The 20,332-nt window shown below is 33.4% G+C and carries 22 protein-coding genes; 5 read left to right on the forward strand and 17 right to left on the reverse strand.

Annotated elements, in window-relative coordinates; translation table 11 throughout:
* Positions 1-2: 2 nt before the first annotated feature.
* The 6 genes from KKI44_RS08150 to KKI44_RS08175 form a co-directional block, all read right to left on the reverse strand.
* Positions 3-944 carry a hypothetical protein gene (locus KKI44_RS08150; protein WP_002977274.1) on the reverse strand — a complete coding sequence of 314 codons (942 nt, stop codon included), beginning with the start codon at positions 942-944 and terminating at the stop codon, positions 3-5.
* A 71-nt stretch (positions 945-1,015) separates the two neighbouring features.
* Positions 1,016-1,192: a hypothetical protein gene (locus KKI44_RS08155; RefSeq protein WP_002977271.1), complete on the reverse strand. Its 177-nt coding sequence runs from the start codon at positions 1,190-1,192 to the stop codon at positions 1,016-1,018.
* A gap of 31 nt (positions 1,193-1,223) precedes the next feature.
* Positions 1,224-1,442 carry a PRTRC system protein C gene (locus tag KKI44_RS08160; protein WP_002977268.1) on the reverse strand — a complete coding sequence of 73 codons (219 nt, stop codon included), beginning with the start codon at positions 1,440-1,442 and terminating at the stop codon, positions 1,224-1,226.
* A 9-nt stretch (positions 1,443-1,451) separates the two neighbouring features.
* On the reverse strand, positions 1,452-2,000 hold the full coding sequence (locus KKI44_RS08165; RefSeq protein WP_027383749.1) for a PRTRC system protein E: 549 nt from the start codon (positions 1,998-2,000) through the stop codon (positions 1,452-1,454).
* A gap of 9 nt (positions 2,001-2,009) precedes the next feature.
* Positions 2,010-2,447 (reverse strand): hypothetical protein, encoded by a 438-nt coding sequence (locus tag KKI44_RS08170; protein WP_002977264.1) that lies wholly within the window; start codon positions 2,445-2,447, stop codon positions 2,010-2,012.
* 15 nt (positions 2,448-2,462) lie between these two features.
* Positions 2,463-2,864 (reverse strand): single-stranded DNA-binding protein, encoded by a 402-nt coding sequence (locus KKI44_RS08175; RefSeq protein WP_002977263.1) that lies wholly within the window; start codon positions 2,862-2,864, stop codon positions 2,463-2,465.
* Positions 2,865-4,046: 1,182 nt separating this feature from the next.
* On the opposite strand from KKI44_RS08175, the gene KKI44_RS08180 reads away from it, so the two are divergent.
* Together KKI44_RS08180 and KKI44_RS08185 are read left to right on the forward strand one after the other, a co-directional pair.
* Entirely contained in the window at positions 4,047-4,838 is a 792-nt protein-coding gene (locus KKI44_RS08180; RefSeq protein ID WP_002977259.1) for a hypothetical protein, read from the forward strand.
* Between the two features lie 54 nt (positions 4,839-4,892).
* Complete coding sequence (locus tag KKI44_RS08185; RefSeq protein ID WP_002977257.1) at positions 4,893-5,987, forward strand: hypothetical protein; 1,095 nt, start codon at positions 4,893-4,895, stop codon at positions 5,985-5,987.
* Positions 5,988-6,049: 62 nt separating this feature from the next.
* Here the strand turns inward: KKI44_RS08185 and KKI44_RS08190 are convergent, their stop codons facing one another.
* From KKI44_RS08190 to KKI44_RS08215, 6 genes are all read right to left on the reverse strand, one after another.
* On the reverse strand, positions 6,050-6,841 hold the full coding sequence (locus KKI44_RS08190; protein WP_228457750.1) for a toprim domain-containing protein: 792 nt from the start codon (positions 6,839-6,841) through the stop codon (positions 6,050-6,052).
* Positions 6,842-6,908: 67 nt separating this feature from the next.
* Positions 6,909-8,000, reverse strand: a complete 1,092-nt coding sequence (locus KKI44_RS08195) for a hypothetical protein (RefSeq protein WP_027383751.1) — start codon at positions 7,998-8,000, stop codon at positions 6,909-6,911.
* Positions 7,984-8,340 (reverse strand): DUF3853 family protein, encoded by a 357-nt coding sequence (locus KKI44_RS08200; protein WP_002977252.1) that lies wholly within the window; start codon positions 8,338-8,340, stop codon positions 7,984-7,986. The genes KKI44_RS08195 and KKI44_RS08200 overlap by 17 nt, the downstream gene beginning before the upstream one ends.
* 14 nt (positions 8,341-8,354) lie before the next feature.
* On the reverse strand, positions 8,355-8,705 hold the full coding sequence (locus KKI44_RS08205) for a helix-turn-helix domain-containing protein (protein WP_002977250.1): 351 nt from the start codon (positions 8,703-8,705) through the stop codon (positions 8,355-8,357).
* 204 nt (positions 8,706-8,909) lie between these two features.
* Positions 8,910-10,166 (reverse strand): type II toxin-antitoxin system HipA family toxin, encoded by a 1,257-nt coding sequence (locus KKI44_RS08210; RefSeq protein ID WP_002977248.1) that lies wholly within the window; start codon positions 10,164-10,166, stop codon positions 8,910-8,912.
* Positions 10,167-10,175: 9 nt separating this feature from the next.
* Positions 10,176-10,463 carry a helix-turn-helix domain-containing protein gene (locus KKI44_RS08215; RefSeq protein WP_002977244.1) on the reverse strand — a complete coding sequence of 96 codons (288 nt, stop codon included), beginning with the start codon at positions 10,461-10,463 and terminating at the stop codon, positions 10,176-10,178.
* 148 nt (positions 10,464-10,611) lie between these two features.
* On the opposite strand from KKI44_RS08215, the gene KKI44_RS08220 reads away from it, so the two are divergent.
* Positions 10,612-11,430 carry a hypothetical protein gene (locus KKI44_RS08220; RefSeq protein ID WP_002977242.1) on the forward strand — a complete coding sequence of 273 codons (819 nt, stop codon included), beginning with the start codon at positions 10,612-10,614 and terminating at the stop codon, positions 11,428-11,430.
* Positions 11,431-11,435: 5 nt separating this feature from the next.
* On the opposite strand, the gene KKI44_RS08225 is transcribed toward KKI44_RS08220, so the two are convergent.
* The 5 genes from KKI44_RS08225 to dnaK all read right to left on the reverse strand — a co-directional run bounded on the left by KKI44_RS08225 (position 11,436) and on the right by dnaK (position 16,764).
* Positions 11,436-11,966 carry a hypothetical protein gene (locus KKI44_RS08225; protein WP_002977239.1) on the reverse strand — a complete coding sequence of 177 codons (531 nt, stop codon included), beginning with the start codon at positions 11,964-11,966 and terminating at the stop codon, positions 11,436-11,438.
* A 176-nt stretch (positions 11,967-12,142) separates the two neighbouring features.
* Positions 12,143-12,814, reverse strand: coding sequence for a hypothetical protein (locus KKI44_RS08230; RefSeq protein WP_002977238.1), 672 nt, complete (start codon positions 12,812-12,814; stop codon positions 12,143-12,145).
* A 5-nt stretch (positions 12,815-12,819) separates the two neighbouring features.
* Positions 12,820-14,109: a site-specific integrase gene (locus tag KKI44_RS08235; RefSeq protein WP_002977236.1), complete on the reverse strand. Its 1,290-nt coding sequence runs from the start codon at positions 14,107-14,109 to the stop codon at positions 12,820-12,822.
* A 4-nt stretch (positions 14,110-14,113) separates the two neighbouring features.
* Positions 14,114-14,668 carry a helix-turn-helix domain-containing protein gene (locus tag KKI44_RS08240; RefSeq protein WP_002977234.1) on the reverse strand — a complete coding sequence of 185 codons (555 nt, stop codon included), beginning with the start codon at positions 14,666-14,668 and terminating at the stop codon, positions 14,114-14,116.
* Positions 14,669-14,871: 203 nt separating this feature from the next.
* Entirely contained in the window at positions 14,872-16,764 is a 1,893-nt protein-coding gene (gene dnaK, locus KKI44_RS08245; protein ID WP_214590575.1) for a molecular chaperone DnaK, read from the reverse strand.
* Positions 16,765-17,198: 434 nt separating this feature from the next.
* Between dnaK and ppk1 the strand changes: the two genes are divergently transcribed.
* Positions 17,199-19,271: a polyphosphate kinase 1 gene (gene ppk1 / locus KKI44_RS08250; RefSeq protein WP_214590576.1), complete on the forward strand. Its 2,073-nt coding sequence runs from the start codon at positions 17,199-17,201 to the stop codon at positions 19,269-19,271.
* Positions 19,268-20,152 (forward strand): exopolyphosphatase, encoded by an 885-nt coding sequence (locus KKI44_RS08255; protein WP_214590577.1) that lies wholly within the window; start codon positions 19,268-19,270, stop codon positions 20,150-20,152. The genes ppk1 and KKI44_RS08255 overlap by 4 nt, the downstream gene beginning before the upstream one ends.
* The last annotated feature ends 180 nt before the right edge of the window (positions 20,153-20,332 follow it).

Here is a 20,332-nt window from a genome sequence, read left to right on the forward strand (position 1 = left end):
ATTTATAGACTTGAAAAGTCGCCAAGTATTCCTGCAAGCTGATTAAGAATTTCAAAAACTTCACTTTCAAAATCCAGACTGTTATCTGAAACTTCTTTCCCATCAAAAACTTTGAAAACAATAGGTTCTTGAATTTCAGCATATTCATTGAATTCATTATTTACACTATCGATAATACTTTGATATGCCCATCCTCTATCATCAGCAAAAAATGAAATGTATTTATCCATTGAAATAACGGCTTCATCATTTTCATCGTAATCGAATTCATCATCATTAGAGAAGTCCTTATTATTATTAAAATGTATGTTTCTATAGATGCGTTCTTCGGGAAATTTGCTGTATAAGGAGAAAGCTTTATTAGCAAGATTCAAACATTCAACATCAAAACTATCTTTTGCTTTAAATGAAGTTACACGCTGTTGAAAAAATGACAAATTATTGATAGATGCAATCTTCTGCTCCATAATATCACCAATTAATTCAGCCTGTTGTAATTGCTTTTTATATTCACAATTTTCATCCAATTCTTCATCTTGGTCAATCCAGTCGCTTAGCATTTCATATAACCAAAATAAGTATGAAGCTTCCTGTCTGTAATAAGGAATATCAATAATCCGATACAGATAAGTGCATACAGAAAGTAGCATTTGAGCTGTTTTTCTGTATTTCTTATGATGAAGCATATTATGAAGAGGAACGACAGGAATATAGTAAAGAGTCATTCCTGTACTGATTCTTTCTTCGCTCACAAAATATAGGCAGTTACCTTTGTGCTCCAATTTAATATCCTGCCAATTTTTGATACTCGTTTTCATTTGCTTTCGGCAATGATTCAGAGATAGTGAGATGTTATATGGAAATTCAAAATCTTTATGATCAGATTGAGAAAGATTATAATGCTCTGACATTTGGGAAAGGGATTTATAAAAATCCCTCTCCAATTTTATTGTTTTTGATTTTGACAAATTTGATGTTGTGCTACATTCTTTAAGCTTTGGCAGAAAAGCCGTTTTCAGAAAACCATTGGTATTTGTGCCAATGGGACAGACTTTCTCTGGTCTTTCTGTACTTCCGAACTGTCTTTTTCCTGCTTCATCCATTTCATAAAATCGCCTACCTGCTGATGAACCTGTTTTTGTTTTTTTTCTTCCGGAATTACTATTTTTCCTTTTATAATATTTTGTTGCATTCATCTTAATTTTGATTTAATTCATAAACTGTTATCCTTTAGTTCCCATTACACTTTCAAATTGATATTGAATAGTGTCATCTTTAATCAGAGGAGCGGAAACCTTTGCAGTGGTAAGAATTGGATAATTATTAGCATAAAAATTCATCACTGCTTCTACACTCCATTTTGGTTCGGGGTCTGTCAGGCGAATATCCTGTCCATTATCTTTCAGAATGAAAACCCGTTCTAATTGTGTTGCGAGTAACATAATCTATATTTAAATGTTGGAAATTTCTTGTGGTTCTTGTGGCTCGGAAAAAAGACTTGGAGCAAGATGGACTTCATATTGTTCCTGCTTTTTCCTGATGTTATCTGCCTTATCGGGATAATCTGAAATTTTAGGTAGAGCAGACCACGCATCTTTATATTTGCCCTCCTTTTCAAATTGCACTGCCTTTTGTAAGGATTCAGTAAATTTTTTATCCTTTGTTTCCTTTTCTTTTTTCTCCTTATCACTTTTCTCCTTTTCCATTGCAGATTTCTTCTTGGCTTCTTCCATCTGTTTCATAAAGCTTTCCATATTTACCATTAAACCCGAAGCAGTCTGTAATGGTGTGCCTACCGTTTCAAAGAATCCGTTATCAAGCTCTTCTGCTGTTCCCTTTAAATTAACAGGTGGAATCAATTTTCTTGCTTCGTCTCCACACTGCTCATTATTGAGCAATATGGATAGAACAAAGCCATTTTCTTCTGTTGGTCGAAGTATCAACTGCAAGTCACCTTTTAAATTAAGTTTGGCGAGTTGTCTAAAAAAATTGGTCTGCATAGCTTTCAATTAAGTTGTCTGTGTTAATTCGTTCAGAGAAAATTGGAGAGTCCAATATTCAGTACCCAAATGCTTTTCAAAAGCATTATAAATGGCAGTACCATCAGTAAAAACCTGCATCTGATAACAGTTTAATACAAAATCCAATGGTTTCAATTGACTGATTTCTTCTTCATTAGTTTCCACGAAAAACATATCATTGTTTTGAAACCAATCTTTAATTTCAGAGAAGCTTTCATCCGTAAACCTAAAAAAATCAACTGCTTCATCTTTATAATTAAGCCATTTGAAAAAAGTATCATTTTCAAAAGGTTTTACAGAGTCCAATCTTTCAGTACATAATTCTCTCCATTGTTCAGTAGTATGAATGATTGCAAAATCACTAAATTCATTTGAATCGATGGATTTGATAAAAAGATAATCTGTAGGAATTTTTGATATTTTCATTGTTTAAATTTTAAATTAAAATGGTAAATCATCATCCTTATCTCCGACTAAAGCACTAGCTGTTTGTGGTTTGGCTTCGATGGTTGAATTAGTATTAACATCCGCCTTACCTCCTCCTCCGTGAACTTTAATAAATGATGTGAGAAAATTTAGACCCGAACGAATCTCTCCATCTTTTCCTATCCAAGCACTTGCACTTGGTTTTCCTGTCAGCTCTACCAAAGTACCTTTGGTAAGAATTTTAGCTACATTAGAACTAATCCAGTATGAACAGTTATAAAATGTGGTCTGTTCTACTCTATCTCCTTGTTTATTTTTAAAGCTATCATTTATAGCTACTGAAAAATTAACAACTTGTCTGTCATTTGCTAATGCGTTAACTTCCGCATTCTTTGTAATTCTGCCTACGATGTTCATAATAATTGAATTTAAATTGTTTAAAATTATTTTCGTTTTCTAAAAATTTCTTGAGTGAATTGATTTGGTATCGAGGACACTCGGTTTTCTCTATTGTTTTTCCTAATTGGAAATGATTATTTATATATTTTTTTGATATTTCCGAAGATGTCAAAGAGCATAAGTTGAATTGATTTGTATAACTGAGGTTCCGGTTTTTCTTTGCTTATGACCATAGAAAAAGAGCAGGCGCATAAAACCCAAGGAAAAAGAGTCACTAATTATATTTATTTTCAGGGCTTGAAATATTTTTGTCCGAAGGATTTAGGAGTTTCTGACAAATTATCGGAACTGGTGTAGAAAATTTTTTAGATACCCAAAAAGATTTTTTTGTGAGAAAGCCTCTTTTCTACATTTGCAATTGTAAAAACAAAAACACAGTTATTAAATCAACTTATCAATTTACACTGGTGAATAATATCAAACTAATTGCAATACATATTGTTTACAATCGGTTTATTTGTAAAGATGTAAAGACATAATTTTTGTACTAAAAGATTATATTTTTTCTTTAAAAGCAAAAGCTTAAATTCCTTTTAGAGAAAAAAGAACTTTTATATATTTTTAGAAATACTTTTACTGTACTCCACTATTATCCTGCAGCAGCTGTTTGAGAGGATTTTAAGAATGAGTGTGTTTCCGAAAGATAGATGATCGCTTTTCCGAAAAAGAGATCAGTGCTTTTCCGAACATCAATCAAAATACGAATGAGTGCGTTTCCGAATTTTTCAATCCAACATTCAGTATTTATCCACAATTATCAAAATTTCGACAATGTAAAGAGTTCGTTTCCGAATCTAATAGTATAAAAGAGATAATTTTCGTCCGACTAGTTGGGTTTAGGAGCGCTTTTCCGAAATATCCAGAGTGCTTTTCCGAAATAAAATGAGCGCCTTTCCGAATTGAAGAATTTGCTTAAACCGATTATACTTTTAAATGACATAGTCATAGGCGACAAAATAAACTCAATGGTCACATATGTTCAATTCTTAATCATAGATCGCCTTGAATAAAACTTTTGAATATTCAATTATGACTTTTTACAATCATAAAAGTTCACTCCGCCATTTATAACAATTAGTTTAATAGCAGTAATACGGTTAAATATGAATTTTGTAAAATAATTTAACAAAAGAATTACTGATGAAAAACAACTTTTTTATGCTGCTTTGTTTCTGTGTTAATTCATTTCTGTTTTCTCAGGTAGGAATCAACACCTCATCTCCTGAGACTACTTTTGAAGTTGTAGGAAAAGCAGAAGACATCAATCATTATGATGGAATTCTCCCCCCACGCATTACGGGAGATCAGTTGCAGAAAAAAACATACAATTATTCAAAGAAAGGTGCTGTTATATTTGTCACCACTGCACCATCAAACTTATCAGGTCAGGTAGCTGATATTACAGAGCCAGGGCTATATTACTTTAGCGGATATTCGTGGAAATCTATATCCAATCAAAAGGAACCAATAGAATATAGAATTATTCTGTCATTTGATAACAGCAATGATGATGTTCTGACAGAATCATCAAAGTGGTCTGAGCCTCTTAATCTTTCGTCTGACAAAAATGTTTACTTAACATCCTCAAAACATTATTCGATAGGAACAAAAAAATATGGAGGCTTTAAAGGCTCGGTAACTTTAAGGAAATTAGAAGGGATAGTGAATATAAAATTTGAAATTAGCAGAGCATCTGATGCACCTAATGTTTTAGATGATGTTTTATTTGATATTTCGGGAATATGCAACGAAATCGGATACTTTCCTAAAGATATAGTTTTTATGCAAAATGAAAATTCAACTTATGTAATTCCGGTACTGCTTCAAAATAATACCATATATATTATTGCAGGAAACTTAAATATGATAAACTCAAACGCCACTGGTGAAGTGCAAGGCTACTCAAATTGGATCAAACCTCACTCCAAATAGCTATACCACAAAAGTAGATTCTAAAAACATAGTGAACTATAATCAAATAACAAAATGAAAAACAACTTTCTAAAACTATTTTTTTTATTGATAAGTGCCAACTTTTTCTCACAAGTCGGTATCAATACTCAAACGCCTAAAGCTACCTTAGAAGTAGTAGGCAAACCAGATGATGCCAATCATTTCGATGGGATCATTCTACCAAGAATTAGTGGAGATCAATTGGCAACAAAAACTTACACTACAGCACAGAAGGGAGCAATAGTTTTCGTTCTATCACCTGCCACCAATTTATCAGGGCAATCTGTTCATCTTGAAAAGTCAGGTCTATATTATTTCGACGGTCAAAAATGGGTTCCATTACTTCAAAGTGATCCATTGGAAGTTGTCTCTCAAACAGGTAATACTTCCACGCTGGAACTTATTGTAAAAAATAATCTGAAGCTTGATTTTGATCAAAAAGAAAATTATATCATCGGTAAATCTAGAAGCACTATCGCCGGTGAATACAACTCAATTTTTGCAACGGACTCAAACATAACTTCCGGAAAAGGGAATTCGGCCAGTGCCTATGCAATGTCTCAAGGAGAAATTACTGGAAAACTAAATTATGGAGCGGGGGTATCAGCACTAAATGGTATTATTAATGGAACAATTTCCGGAAACAGGAATATTGGAATCGGTGCAGGAGCAATGTCATATATCACATCAGGCAATGATAATATTTCTATAGGATATCTGTCGGGTACAGGCAATAGAACTGGATCTAATAATGTTTTTATTGGTGTCGGTGCAGGAAGCCCCGCATCTGGAAATAGAAGTATTAGTAATAAGCTGGCAATTCATTCAACACCAGTAACCACCAGTTCAACAAATTTTTGGGATAGCATTACAAACAATTATACAGACTATAAGTTTGCGCTAATCTCTGGAGATTTTTCTGAAAGATGGCTCAATATCAATGGAAAACTGAGTGTTACACCTTCACAAATGCCCGATGCAGACGGAGATCCAGCTTACACCAAAAAAGTTGTAGCCAAAGCGGATGGCAGCTTTGGTTTTGCAACTGAAGTAATTCCTATTCCCCCATCAAATGGAACCTTTATATTAAAAAGTGTGAACGGAGTGCCAGGATGGGTTACTCAATAAGATTAATTTCAAAATGAAACCGCTACTATTAAGTAGCGGTTTTGTCTTTACTGAAAACATCATCACCTTATCAGCCACTGATTCAAATCTTTATAATGTTGGTACATCCAGGAAAAATCTTCAACATTTTTATAGCTGTTGCGGATCTGCTCTACGACAGTTTTTCCCGTTTTATCATTATCAAGAAATAGAGATATTTTTTTGTATTTCTTTAGTATTTTATCTCCCGCTAAGAGCATCGATGTTGAATTAAAGACTAAATAATCTGCATCTGAAGAAAATTTATCATCTTCTATCGTTTTATATGACAAATAATCAAAAAAGCCCTCAAATACAACAATTTCATTATTTTGCTGATTTCCCTTCTTTATTAACGTCACATCTTTTGGTCCGAGGCAGATTTTAGAATATTTATTACGGACTTCAATACCTCCTGAATTATTAAAAAAAGCAATCGCAAAATAATATTTATCTTCTATTTTGTAATGGATCTCTTTGATAAGACTTTTACAATTCAAAACTCCCCTTGACTTAAGATACTCTAGCAACGCAGGATGCTCGACATCGATTGTTTTTAAAACATTATAAGTAAAGCCATCATTTGTTTCAACCACATTATCTATTGTAGGCGAAAAATCAAGCTTATTTAAATATTCAAGCGCTGTTGAAACATTACATTTATTAATAGCTTGAACTATTGATATAACATCATATATTTTACCTGTTCCAAAATCAAAAGCTGTATTCTTAATGAAATCTACAGACAGGCTGGCTGTTTTCTCTTGTCTATCTAATGCAAAATAAAATGCTGTTCTTTTGTTTTCTTTTACAGGGAATAGACCATAGGATTCCATAACCGTCCTGATACTGACGTTTTGTTTTATTTGCTCACAATTCATTGTAAATAAAATATTAGATTAATTAAAAAATGACGGGATATCCATCCGGAAGAAATTTTCCCATTCTTGTGTCCCGGTAAAGTTCTATCATAAGTTGTTGTATCTCCTTTAAAAATACCTTACCACTAAAATCAGAGGATCGTAGTTTTAATTTTCTATTTTTTTTGATAAAGTAATTGTAAGATTTCTCTATCAGCTCTCTTGTCTGTAATATATTTCGATAATGATATGCGAACTGCAGCATTTCCTGCTCCTGCAATCTGTACCTTTTTTTAAAATAATTAATTCGATAGGTGATGAACAAGTGTTCGCTATCTATATTCAAATCTGCTTCCTGAATTTTTTCAGTGGAATATGGATGAATTGCAATGTTTTCTCCTTTGCATTTGAAATTAAATGACACTGTACTGTATTTATCGAGACTGCCCTTAACCTGTTTTAAAAATTTAAAACAAAAATCATTTGCTGTTCGATAATTTAAGTCAAACTTCGAATTAAATGTTGACAGTTTCAATACAGTGCCAGTTGATGGAAGTTTAGCCAGCCAAATTGCAAATATGATATGTTTATTATTTTTAATATTATACACCAACTGATAAAGCATATAATTATATTCCGGTATTACAATTAATTTCTTCAGCCAATAACTGCTGATAAGAAAAGATGTGTAGCCTCTTTCATCGTAGGTTGGTGTTGATATAAGTCCTGCAAAAGTTTTGATTTCCTTACCTTTTCTATTCTGGGACTTATACCATCCCATCTTAAATTTTGCTAAAAACTCATAGGCATTAATTACCTGCTTTGTTGAGCCACTGGGAGAAATTTTGCTATTCTTAATTTTAAGCAGGGCGAAAGTATTATTTTCAGTCTCAAAATCATCATCGAACAAAGAGAGTTGCTTCGGACGATCTTCAGGTCTGAATTGTTCATTACTTATAATAGAGATTATATTAAATATAACCCTTAGCGCATTGATGGGAATGTTGGCGGCTTGACTATTTTCATCAAAGATAAAATCATCAACAAAATGGTTGCCTATTCTTATACTCTCAGGAATTCTTTCATTTTTAAATTCCTTGCGAATGATTTTCTGACTGCTATCTTGTAACGACATCATCTTTTTCTTTATTGCAGTTTATTAGTTCATATTCATTGTTAATTAGAACTAAAGCTCTCTCAACGTCCAGGACAATTTTTCGCCCCTCCTGAGTGATCGCATCTTTAATTTTACCGCTCTTTTTTAATCTCATAGCAGATGAAATACTGCAATTAAATAACTTGGCTATACCTTTAAGACCATACACATACTTTTCATCAATTATTTTATTTTGCTGCAAGGATCTCTTTGTACGATTTGTTATATAAATATTTTCATATTTAAATAAACTTACTAATTCCTCCCCGGTCATTTGCCAAATAAGCTTTTGCTTTAGTTTATTAATTTCGTTAGACATCGATCGCATTTTTATTAGTTATGTTGTCTTCTGCGATTTTTCTTAAAATCCGCTTCACATTCCTCGGTAATTTCCTGCAAGGTCTTTTTCTTGCCTTTAGAAATCCAGTTCAGTATTTCTTCTTCAAAAAAATATAGTTTCTTACCGTTTTTGTAGCATGGGATTTTTCTTTCTCTAACAAGAGTGTAAATGGTTGGTTTCGCTTTACCGATTAAGGATGCTACTTCATCTATTCCGATTGGAATTTTTTTGAGAGGTATAACAACATCTTCTTTTGATACCAGATGCTTTATCTCAGCAAGTTCACGAATTAAGAAGGCGACTGCTTGTGGTAAATTTTCAAATGAAATATTTTGCAAATCCATAATACTTGATTTTAATTATTATGGTGCAAATGAAAAAAGTGTTTTCGCTGTGTTTGAAAAACACGACGAAAACACTTAAAACACTGTGTTTTTGTAATCGATATTAAGCAATAAGTTTTTACCTACTGTTGAAACTTAATTTTTATAGCTCATTCTAAACGTATTAATCAATTAAAATTTATTTACTAAGATTATTTTAAAAGATTAATTTTCAAATGGTAAAAATGCAGATCTCATACGCTCTTGTTCAGATCTGGGTATTCCAATCTCGCTAGCAATACTTTCCCATCCTCTTACAACCGAAATGACTTTTTCAATGATTTCATCCATTTCATTTTCGTTCAGTCTAAATTGAGCGCCCACTTCCTTAGCAAGTTCAAGATCCAAAGCATTATTATCTGTATCAATATTTAGAGCAAGTCCTTCTTTATCCACAGACGGATTAATGTCATAGGCTGGTGAAAGTATCCATCCTTTTGGGGTTAAAATAAATCCGTGATTTCTAAGGTGATCATCTGTGTTTGATATACAAATACTAAACACGATTCTTCTCCATAATTCCTTCAAATTATTGTTAACATCAATACCGTAGTTCGTAATAAAATCAACGATATCAAGGTAACTTGCAGTTGAATCTCTTAATTTTTCTTCATTGTTTCCTGTCATAGTCATAGCTGACGAAAAATGAATTCTTCCGGAGTTTGTTCTATCAAATCTTTTGGTGAAAAATGTATGATAGCTGTTACTTAATTTTTGAATCTTTGTTTCTGACATATTAATTCCGGCATCAGTAGCTAATCGGTATGCCAGATATTCCCACGCTGCCTTATCAATTGTATCATTTTTTGAAGGAAATTTAGCAATCCATAAATTTTTTTCCTGATCCATAACATTAGCTTTCGGTCTTGCACCCCCTAATGAAGATCCTGGAACTACAAGCAGTGCTAATAACCTTTTCATTTTAGGCTCATCTTCATTTTCAAAACTTTTCACGGCTGCCTCCAACTCTCTTAATGATGACCAGGGTGGTGTAGGGTTATTCTCATCATCATCTAAAAAATTTCCATCTATTGAAGTCTTAAATCGCAGAGCACCCATCCTTGTTTGGTCATACACTCCTAATAAATAATCCAGATCATAAAGTTTCTTTTCTTTCTCTCCAGTTTCTTTGGCTACCTGAATAGATTTTCTTTTCATTAGTGTTCTTCCCCAAGTATCAGGCATACTATCCATAAAAACACCAAAATTTTCTTTATTGGTTGGATATTGTGGACCTCCAAACAACTGAAGATCAGGATCTATTAAATTTTGACCCGCACTTTTAATCCACTCTTTATCATATTCAAAACTAAAGGACTTTTTTCCTTTACCCTGATGAGCTGACAAAATCCCCATTAAATGAGGACCTTGAAGGTCAATCCAATCTGCATATACAAATATGTCAACTTTAGTAGATTTCATTTAATTATATTATTTCAGTAATTCTAAATCTTGCAATTTTCTTCCAAATTCATCATCAGATCCAAGCTTTAAAATATCATCGCTAAGACCCAATACTCTCAAAACATTAAAATATGATCCCATTGCCACACTTGGATCACCTTTTTCAATAAGATGTAGTGTTGAACGTACAATTCCGGCTCTCTCTGAAACCTGCTCTGTAGTTAATTTTCTTCTTTTTCGAGCAAGTTTAATATTCTCTCCCATTTGTTCCAGCAGAGCCAAATACTTGGGTAAAATTATTTGTTTCTTTTTCATAATGTCCGTTATTTCATACAAAATTACACATTTTGTATGAAATAACGGACATTTTAAATAAAAATCTCCTCCATTTGACTTTTCAAATAAAAAAGACTAACTTTGTATTATTTCTTATGTATACATAAGTAAATAATACTACGTACTAATGAATTTTGAAAAGATTGTTGATGCTTATATTGCTGGTAGTCCTCACAGAAAGGCTTTAAATAAAAAGGAATTTGATTATTTGGTACAGGAAATTTCGAGTTTTCGCAAATTCAAAAAATTAAGTAAAGAAATTAGCGAATACATACTTCAAAAACATTACACCTTAGAACAAGATTTATATATTTTCAATGACTCCAATCCTGAAGTTGTTGACTTGGTTTATGCGTATAACAAATATACACACTTTAGCCACCATTCAGCACTAATAATGCATCAAATAAGTACTATTGAAAACAACGCCATCTATTTATCAGAAGAGATCGATAGCATTTCCAGTCCTAAAAACACCTTAACTCAAGGAAATATAGATTTAGCTTTTAGTAAACCTCAGAGAGTCACAAAAAATATAAAGCAATTCAGAGACAAAACATTTTACTTTCTTAAAAATCAAAGCAGTACTACAATGGAAACCTTCATTAATGGAGTAAAAGTTTCAAATCTTGAAAAGACACTTATAGACTGTACTGTAAGACCACTATATTCCGGTGGAACAAAAAATATCCTTAATGCATTTGCTATGGTAAAGCAATTAATTGACGCAGATAAATTACATCATCATTATAAAAAATTATCATTTGTATATCCTTATCACCAAGCTATTGGATTCTACTTGGATAATGCAGGTTATAAAGAAGAGTTTTACAGTAAATTTCTGGCAATGAATAGTGATTATGATTTTTACTTAGACTATCAGTTAACTTCACCTCAGTACAATCCGAAGTGGCGAATCCATTACAATGAAGACATTATCCAATAAAAAAATTACTTATAATTTATCTTTATCTTTTCAAGGAAATTTCTGCACACTTCAAAGAGTTGAAAGATATTGTTTGCTTGGATAATACTATGTCTTTGCTGAAAAAGAGTTTCTCTAAATGATTCTGCATCAAAGACTGCATCAGATGGATCTTTTGTCAGGGCTAAATTAACGCTGATACCAGTTGTCAAATCGTTGTTCAAAATACTTCTGATATCAACAAGGGGCTTTAGATAAAAATTTAATTCTCCAATACGCCCCTGACTTTTTGAAAAAGGGAGATCGTGATTTTTGCCGAGTACATCCATATACTCTGTTAGACGAATCCTCATTAATTCTTTCTGCCTCTGAATATCAGTATAAGATATAAGTTCTTTCTTTATCGGGTCAATTTCACTTTCGATCCGTAAGATTTCGTTTTTGGTCACTTCTATATCAAAAAGAGGATTATCTAATTTATCCTGTTCTATAGATAGCGAATTTAATTTACCTTCAATTTGTTGCAGTAAAAAAGGAATATTCTCTACATTCTTCATTTTATGTAAAATCTATTTATGATAAAATTTCTTCTAAAAAAATTTAACTATTAATAATGTATTATAATTTTTTGAAATATTCCCGACATTTAAGTTCGTAAATGGATAGCTTCAGAAATATTAGTAAATGCTCAATAATCGCTACGACTATGCAAGGAGTTAAGATATTTATTATACTAAAATTTTAAATCTCTTTTTATTTTAATGATACCTTTTTCATCATCATCTTTTAAATGACTTTTAATTGAGTCCGTTTCAACATCTTTTAGTGAATGTTGAAAAACTTCTTTTAAAAACAATGCTACTTCATATTGATTTCGCCTATCAAAGTGCTTCCAAATGTTCCAGCCAAAATGATACAAATCCATATTAGATAATTTGTGAACCCTTACAGGGCTAAAATTTTCTATTTTTTCTTTCTTAGCATACTTTGTAATGTAGCTGCATAGGTTTTCTAAATCATTAACAGATGTGTATAGCGCAAATTGCTCCTTTGTATATCTTAATGCAATCTCAAGCTTATTATCGAACTTTACAACTTCTTTAAATTTTAAATCTTCTTTAATATCAGCAATAGTAACAGGTCCAGAAAAGAATTCATTAACCAAAACTAGATTTTTTCTTTTAGTAATAATTCTGCTTATAATTTCATAGATAGTATGCAAAAACAATGTTAGACCTGAATAAATAACAACACCTACGAAAATCACGACTATAAAAAAGATATTTGCCGTAAATTCATCGGACCCTTTATCGATAAAATATGTTCTGACTTGAGTTCCTAAAAGGATACATACCACTATAATGGGTAAATACATACATATTAATTCAAAATTTTTGACTTTCATATTTATTAGTTTGCTTGTATAATTTCTTGGTTTTCTTCTAAAATATTTTCATCCAGCTTAATAGCTCCAGCTGCTCTATTTTTCAGTTCATCAACTACTTTAGCATAAACTTGAGTTGTTGTAACTTTACTGTGTCCAAGCATTTTACTAACTGTATAAATGTCTGTTCCTAAAGAAAGCTGCAATGTTGCAAAAGTATGTCTGAAGCAATGAAAAGTTATATGCTTTGTTATTCCAGCTGATTTGACCCATTTTTCGAGAGGTCTCGAAATCCAAGAGCTATCTTGTAAATTTTCAAATACTAGCTGTTCGGGAAGTCTCGGAGTTCCGCATAAATGAATTGCTTGTTCAGAAATCGGTGTATACTCGACTCCTTTTGTTTTCTTTTGTCTAAATTGAATTTTGATTCTATTTGACTGAACATCAATTTCTTTCCACTTAAGCCTTTTAATATCACAATGTCTTAACCCTGTCAGTGCAGAAAATAAAGATGCTCTTTTCAATTCATCATTTTCACAAGGAGTATTTACTAAAAGATTAAGTTCCTCCAAAGAGAGATGTTCACGGAAAGATTCTTGCTCTCCAATACCTTTAATCTTTGCTGATAAGTCAATTATAAAATAACCATCAATAAAAGCTTGGGAAACTATTGCCTTAAAAATAGAAAAGTACGTTGCAGCACTATTATTTGAAAGAATTCCTTTCTTTTTTCCGCGATAGGGCGCCGATAAAAGATAAAGCTTAAAATCATCAGCAAAACTCAAATCAATTTTTGAAAATCTTAAATCATCTCCGGAAAACTCTATAATAAATTCAATTAAACACCTCCAGTTAGTTCTAATTGAATCAGAACTATTATTTGAGCCGTGTCTTTTCTTTAGCAACCTATTACAGTAATCTATAAATTTTTCTTTTTGTTTTTCTTGCAATTCGGCCTTAATAGCATCGCTATCACTATACAAGTCGACATTATCATATTCTTTTTGGCGTAGTTTACGAATTCCATCAGCATATAACATTGTCTCCCTGTCACGCTCACTCTTACAAACTATAATTCCATTATCATCACGCTTTGGTTTAAAGGCTTTTGTCCCGTCCTTTAGGTTAGTTCTGCTTGTTCTTTTTTTATCCCATTCAACCGTATAAACAATTCTATTGAGATACTCCCTAGAACGTTGCGGTTTATTTTTTCCAGCAATAAATACAGGATAACTCTCCAAATAGACATACCATTCATTTCTATCCTCAGCTTTACGCAATCTAACTGTAACTTGAGTTTTTGAAAGTTGTTTCATAAGCTTAATCTATAGTACCATTATATAATTTGTCAATCTCGCTTTTTGGAGCATAAACATAATTACCAATTTGACGGGTGGGAATTGAGTACTTTCTGATATGCTTGTATACACTCGTATCGTGTAACTGAAATTTTTTGGAAATCTCACCAATAGTATAGCAATTCTCTTCAGAAAGATCATACAAGTTAGGATTAGAATTTTTCTTTTCAATCTTTTCTTTAGATGCCGGAGGAAACATTTCTTGCAAAACTTCACGATTTACTTTTATTAAACGAGTTCCTTCATTAATAGAAGGTATTACATTTTGTTTGATAAGTCTATAAAGTGTTCTTTTTGCAATGTCAAAGAGTAAAACAGCTTCAGGGACTGTCAAGAGAATTTTATCTAAAGGAATCTGATCAATCAGTTCTTGTCTTTTTAATTCTAATTTTTCTTGACGCTTTCTTTTCTGGTAAGCATTTTTTATACACTGCTCACGACAATAAAATGAAGTTACTGTCTTAGGTATAAATTCCTGCGAACAATGCAGACATTCTCTTTTAATCCTTTTAATCATACATATAGAAAAACTAAAGGTAAGAAAAAAAATCTTAAGTGCCACATCTTCTCTGCTTAAGTGCCGGTACAAATATGGTACAAATGTGTAATAAAAAACACTTAAAAAAGCACAAAATCAAAAATCTTTGAAAAAACAAAAATCCCCACAAACATACGCCTGTGGGGATTTTCTATATTTTGTTAATTAATATTAATCAATAACTACTTAACTTCTTCGAAGTCTGCATCCTGTACATCTTCTGCACCTCCTGCATTTCCTGTGTTCTGTGCTCCTGCATCAGCTCCCGGCTGTTGTCCTGCTGCATATAATTCTTCTGAAGCTGCCATCCAAGCTGCATCTAAAGCTTCTGTTTTAGCTTTTACGTCATCTGCATTTTTAGCCTCGAAAGCCGTTTTCAGTTCTCCGTGAGCGGCTTCAATGGCTGCTTTTTTATCAGCAGATAATTTTTCACCAAACTCTTTCAATTGCTTTTCAGTCTGGAAGATCAATCCGTCTGCTTTGTTGAAGATTTCAACTTCTTCTTTTTTCTTAGCATCGGCAGAAGCATTTTCCTGAGCTTCTTTCTTCATTCTTTCGATTTCTTCGTCAGAAAGACCTGAAGAAGCCTGAATTTTAATAGACTGCTCTTTACCTGTTCCTTTATCTTTAGCAGAAACACTTAAGATACCATTTGCATCAATATCGAATGTTACTTCAATTTGAGGAACTCCTCTTGGTGCAGGTGGAATATCTGTAAGATCGAATCTGCCGATTTCTTTGTTATCGTTGAACATTGGTCTTTCTCCCTGTCCTACTCTGATGCTTACAGCCGGCTGATTATCAGAAGCTGTAGAGAATACCTCAGATTTTTTAGTTGGGATCGTAGTGTTCGCTTCAATTAATTTAGTGAAAACAGAACCCATGGTTTCGATACCTAGAGAAAGTGGCGTAACGTCAAGAAGTAATACATCTTTTACGTCTCCGGTTAATACACCTCCCTGAATGGCTGCACCAATTGCTACAACCTCATCCGGGTTAACTCCTTTAGACGGTTTTTTACCGAAGAATTTTTCCACTTCTTCCTGAATAATCGGGATTCTTGTAGAACCTCCTACCAAGATTACCTCGTCGATATCTGAAGTAGATAAACCTGCATCTTTCAAGGCTTTAGCAACCGGCTCCATAGATCTTCTTACCAGATCTGCAGATAACTGCTCGAATTTAGCTTTCGTTAAAGTCTTCACTAAGTGTTTAGGACCAGTAGCAGTAGCTGTGATATATGGAAGGTTGATTTCAGTCTGCGGAGAAGAAGACAATTCGATTTTTGCTTTTTCAGCCGCTTCTTTCAATCTTTGTAATGCGATTGCATCAGACTTTAAGTCAACTCCTTCTTCAGATTTGAATTCATCTGCCATCCAGTTGATGATTACATCATCAAAATCATCACCTCCTAAGTGCGTATCTCCGTTTGTAGACAATACTTCGAATACACCATCTCCTAAATCTAGGATAGAGATATCGAAAGTACCACCTCCTAAATCGTATACTGCGATTTTCTGATCTTTGTGGTTTTTATCTAGACCGTAAGCTAATGCAGCAGCAGTAGGCTCGTTGATGATTCTTTCTACTTTAAGACCTGCGATTTCACCCGCTTCTTTTGTAGCCTGTCTCTGCGCGTCGTTGAAATATGCAGGAACCGTAATTACCGCTCTTGTTACTTCCTGTCCAAGATAATCTTCAGCCGTTTTCTTCATTTTCTGAAGCGTCATTGCAGAAATTTCCTGTGGAGTATATTCTCTGTCGTCGATTTTTACTTTTACGGTATCATTTGGTCCGGAAACCACTTCATAAGGCACTCTTGAAATTTCTTTCGCATCTTCTTTAAAATGAGTTCCGATGAATCTTTTAATTGAATATACTGTTTTCTTTGGATTTGTTACCGCCTGTCTTTTTGCAGGATCTCCTACTTTTCTTTCACCATCTTCTGTAAACGCAACGATAGACGGCGTTGTTCTTTTACCTTCTGCGTTAGGAATAACAACAGGGTCTTTACCCTCCATTACAGCAACACAAGAGTTGGTTGTTCCTAAGTCAATTCCAATTATTTTACTCATAATATTTTTATATTTTTTCTAATTTTAATTTTTAATTTACATTCAGTATTTCTCAATATTTATACCATTCAAAATTTTGTGACAAATTGACAGAAACAATCTGAAACAGGAAAAAATAATTTTATTTTTCAGCTTGAAAATTTTAGAAATACAGTTTAGAATAAACCTAAACTTTACTTTTTATATGATTTGAATTTTTGTCACAAAACCTTTTAATACTTGTTAAACCGTATCAATTTTGTCACTTTACGACTTTAAAATAAAAATATCAGTCAGAATTATAATTTTCCAGATAGTTTTTAATAACTTTAATGGATTACAAAAATCATCCGGTTCAGAATCTTTTTCGCTCCAAAAATTTAATTAAAGCTTAACGCAAAAAGGTTTTCAGAGATACCACGAATTATTATTTTTGATAAATTATACACTAGAGAATGTCATTACATTTCAATCCGAGAGATATTACCTGGCTTGCCTTCAACGAGAGGGTTTTACAGGAAGCCATGGACGAAAAAGTCCCTTTACATTTAAGAATCCGTTTTTTAGGAATTTTCTCCAACAATTTAGACGAATTTTTCCGTGTGCGGGTTGCAGGTTTAAAGCGCGCCATGGATTTCAAAGAAAAAGTTATTGCAGAATCTTTTTATCAGCCGCCTTCCAAAATTCTCCAGAAGATCAATGATATTGTGATGCGACAGCAGCAGAATTTTGATAAAACCTGGAAAAAAATTCAGGCGGAAATGGCTGAACATCATGTTTATATTAAAACAGCCAAAAATTTATCTTCCAATCAGAAAGAGTTTGTAAGAAAATATTTTGATGAAGTGGTAGAATCCAATGTTATTCCTATTCTGCTTCATGAAAATACACCTATGCCTTACATGCGGGACAAAAGTCTTTATCTGGGTGTAGCGATGCGGAAAAAAGACTGGCAGTATTCCAGCAATTATGCCATTATTGAAATCCCTTCAAGATTCGTAGGAAGATTTGTTCTGCTTCCTTCCGAAGATGTGGAAGATAAAAATGTAATGCTTCTGGAAGATGTGATTACTTTTAACCTGCCTCATATTTTCTCCTATTTCGGATATGATGAATTTGCGGCCAATGCTTTTAAAGTAACCAAAGATGCCGAACTGGAACTTGATAATGACATCCGTACCAATTTCGCCGAAAAAATTGAAAAAGGTTTAAAAAACAGAAGAAAAGGAAAACCTACGCGTTTTGTTTTCGATAAAGATATGGACAAGGCTCTTCTTGAGATGCTGATCCGAAAATTAAACCTGACGAAAAAAGACAGCATTATTCCCGGAGGAAAAATTCATAATTTTAAACATTTCATGGATTTTCCGGATGTTTTTGAGAGGTATGAAAAGCCTGTTGAAAGAACTTCTTTTACCCATCCTGCTTTTGAAAACACGGAAAGAGTAACGGATGTTATTCTGAAACACGATGTTCTTCTCACCTTCCCTTATCACAAATACAATCCTGTAATTGATCTTCTTCGTGAAGCAGCAATGGATCCCGATGTAAAGTCGATTCAGATCACAGCCTATCGTTTAGCGAGCAGTTCGAAAATCATCAATGCTTTAATTTATGCGGCAAGAAACGGTAAAGAAGTAACGGTAATGCTTGAGCTTCAGGCAAGATTTGATGAAGAATCGAACCTTGAATGGAAGGAAATGCTGGAACCGGAAGGAATCACGGTATTGATAGGTCTTCCGAATAAGAAAGTTCATGCCAAATTATGCGTCATAAAGAAAAGGTCTCACAACAAAACCATCCAGTACGGTTTTGTAAGTACCGGAAATTTCAATGAAAAAACCGCCAGAATTTATGGAGATCATCTGCTAATGACCGCAGACCGCGGAATTATGGCAGACATTAATAAGGTTTTTAATGTTTTGAAAAAGCCGAAGGAAGATTATCTGCCTATTCTTAAAACCTGTAAGAGTTTACTTGTCTGCCCGCAGTTCATGCGTGAAAAGATTCTACATCATATTGATAAGGAAATTGAAGAAGCCAAAGCGGGAAGGCATGCAGAAATGATCGTTAAAGCCAATTCGGTAAGTGACCGTTCCCTGATTGAAAAGCTATATGAAGCAGCACAAGCCGGAGTTGTCATCAGAATGATTGTAAGAGGAATTTACTGTGCTGTGAATCAGAAAGATTTTAAAGAAAAAATAAAAGCAATCAGTATCGTAGACGAATATCTGGAACATGCAAGAGTAATGTATTTTTACAATAAAGGAGCCGAAGATATGTATATTTCTTCCGCAGACTGGATGACGAGAAATTTAGATTACAGAATTGAAGCTGCCGCAAAGATTACGGATAAAAATCTGAAGAAAGAACTGAAAGATATTCTCGACATACAGTTGAAAGATAATGTAAAAGCACGTATTTTAGACAAAAAACTGAGCAACGAATATATTGATAACGATAAGGAAGAGTGCCGTTCTCAGATTGAAACCTATCGATATTTAAAAGCCAAAACGAATAAGAAATGAAGATCGCAGCCATAGATATAGGAAGTAATGCCGCCCGACTTTTGATTAATGAAGTAAAAATAAACAATAAACAGCCCGAATTTATTAAGCTGAATCTTTTGAGAATTCCTCTGAGACTGGGAATGGATGTCTTTAGCTTAGGAAAGATCGGAGAGGAAAGAGAAAAAATGGTAATCGACTCAATGAAGATTTTCAGCGATCTGATGAAAATCTATAAGGTAGAACATTACAGAGCCTGTGCTACGAGTGCCATGCGTGACGCAGCCAACGGAAAGAAAATTATTGAAGAGGTGAAAAGAACTTCAGGAATTAATATTGAAATAATTTCCGGAGACGAAGAAGCAACTCTGGTTTTTGAAAATCATGTTGCAGAAGGACTTGATAAAGAATTTGCCTATTTGTATATTGATGTCGGTGGAGGTTCTACAGAGCTTACTTTCTACGAAAACGGAAAAATGAAGTACGAAAAGTCTTTTAATATCGGAACCATCCGTTTGCTGAACAATCTGGTAACGCCCGACAACTGGAAAGATATGAAGGAAGAAATCCGAAAAAATATCAACAGCAAAAAACCGATTGTTGCCATCGGATCAGGAGGAAACATCAACAAAGTTTTTTCCATGAGCAAAACGAAAGACGGCAAACCGATGTCTCTTTCTCATCTTAAAAAAGTGTATAAAGAGTTTGATGATCTTACCGTTGATGAAAGAATGACAAAATATAATCTTCGCGAAGACAGAGCCGACGTTCTGGTTCACGCGTTACAGATCTTCAACAATGTGATGTCATGGTCGGAAATCAACAGGATTTTTGTACCTAAAATTTCTGTTGCAGATGGTTTAATCCACAATATTTACAGCAAATTGAAGGATAAGAAGTAAATATATTATAGTATAGAAAATTTAAAAGCCGACCAGATTGAACTGATCGGCTTTTTTATTTATGGTTTCAAAAGTTTTTTGCTTGATTTGGAGGTTTCGGCGGCTGCTTCGCAGCCGCCGAAACCCTCAAACCCTTATCAATTAGGTTAAATAATCCCCAAATTCCAAAAAACTAAAAAA

Origin of the sequence: Chryseobacterium sp. ZHDP1 (genome assembly GCF_018603435.1) — a bacterium.
In the GTDB taxonomy this organism is placed as follows: Bacteria; Bacteroidota; Bacteroidia; order Flavobacteriales; family Weeksellaceae; genus Chryseobacterium; species Chryseobacterium indicum.

What these genes read in the sequence shown, in the direction of transcription:
- KKI44_RS08155 (WP_002977271.1), bottom strand. Translation starts at nt 1,192, where the DNA reads ATGCAACAAAATATTATAAAAGGAAAAATAGTAATTCCGGAAGAAAAA.
- KKI44_RS08160 (WP_002977268.1), bottom strand. Translation starts at nt 1,442, where the DNA reads ATGTTACTCGCAACACAATTAGAACGGGTTTTCATTCTGAAAGATAAT.
- KKI44_RS08165 (WP_027383749.1), bottom strand. Translation starts at nt 2,000, where the DNA reads ATGCAGACCAATTTTTTTAGACAACTCGCCAAACTTAATTTAAAAGGT.
- KKI44_RS08170 (WP_002977264.1), bottom strand. Translation starts at nt 2,447, where the DNA reads ATGAAAATATCAAAAATTCCTACAGATTATCTTTTTATCAAATCCATC.
- KKI44_RS08175 (WP_002977263.1), bottom strand. Translation starts at nt 2,864, where the DNA reads ATGAACATCGTAGGCAGAATTACAAAGAATGCGGAAGTTAACGCATTA.
- KKI44_RS08180 (WP_002977259.1), top strand. Translation starts at nt 4,047, where the DNA reads ATGAAAAACAACTTTTTTATGCTGCTTTGTTTCTGTGTTAATTCATTT.
- KKI44_RS08185 (WP_002977257.1), top strand. Translation starts at nt 4,893, where the DNA reads ATGAAAAACAACTTTCTAAAACTATTTTTTTTATTGATAAGTGCCAAC.
- KKI44_RS08190 (WP_228457750.1), bottom strand. Translation starts at nt 6,841, where the DNA reads ATGGAATCCTATGGTCTATTCCCTGTAAAAGAAAACAAAAGAACAGCA.
- KKI44_RS08195 (WP_027383751.1), bottom strand. Translation starts at nt 8,000, where the DNA reads ATGTCGTTACAAGATAGCAGTCAGAAAATCATTCGCAAGGAATTTAAA.
- KKI44_RS08200 (WP_002977252.1), bottom strand. Translation starts at nt 8,340, where the DNA reads ATGTCTAACGAAATTAATAAACTAAAGCAAAAGCTTATTTGGCAAATG.
- KKI44_RS08205 (WP_002977250.1), bottom strand. Translation starts at nt 8,705, where the DNA reads ATGGATTTGCAAAATATTTCATTTGAAAATTTACCACAAGCAGTCGCC.
- KKI44_RS08210 (WP_002977248.1), bottom strand. Translation starts at nt 10,166, where the DNA reads ATGAAATCTACTAAAGTTGACATATTTGTATATGCAGATTGGATTGAC.
- KKI44_RS08215 (WP_002977244.1), bottom strand. Translation starts at nt 10,463, where the DNA reads ATGAAAAAGAAACAAATAATTTTACCCAAGTATTTGGCTCTGCTGGAA.
- KKI44_RS08220 (WP_002977242.1), top strand. Translation starts at nt 10,612, where the DNA reads ATGAATTTTGAAAAGATTGTTGATGCTTATATTGCTGGTAGTCCTCAC.
- KKI44_RS08225 (WP_002977239.1), bottom strand. Translation starts at nt 11,966, where the DNA reads ATGAAGAATGTAGAGAATATTCCTTTTTTACTGCAACAAATTGAAGGT.
- KKI44_RS08230 (WP_002977238.1), bottom strand. Translation starts at nt 12,814, where the DNA reads ATGAAAGTCAAAAATTTTGAATTAATATGTATGTATTTACCCATTATA.
- KKI44_RS08235 (WP_002977236.1), bottom strand. Translation starts at nt 14,109, where the DNA reads ATGAAACAACTTTCAAAAACTCAAGTTACAGTTAGATTGCGTAAAGCT.
- KKI44_RS08240 (WP_002977234.1), bottom strand. Translation starts at nt 14,668, where the DNA reads ATGATTAAAAGGATTAAAAGAGAATGTCTGCATTGTTCGCAGGAATTT.
- dnaK (WP_214590575.1), bottom strand. Translation starts at nt 16,764, where the DNA reads ATGAGTAAAATAATTGGAATTGACTTAGGAACAACCAACTCTTGTGTT.
- ppk1 (WP_214590576.1), top strand. Translation starts at nt 17,199, where the DNA reads ATGTCATTACATTTCAATCCGAGAGATATTACCTGGCTTGCCTTCAAC.
- KKI44_RS08255 (WP_214590577.1), top strand. Translation starts at nt 19,268, where the DNA reads ATGAAGATCGCAGCCATAGATATAGGAAGTAATGCCGCCCGACTTTTG.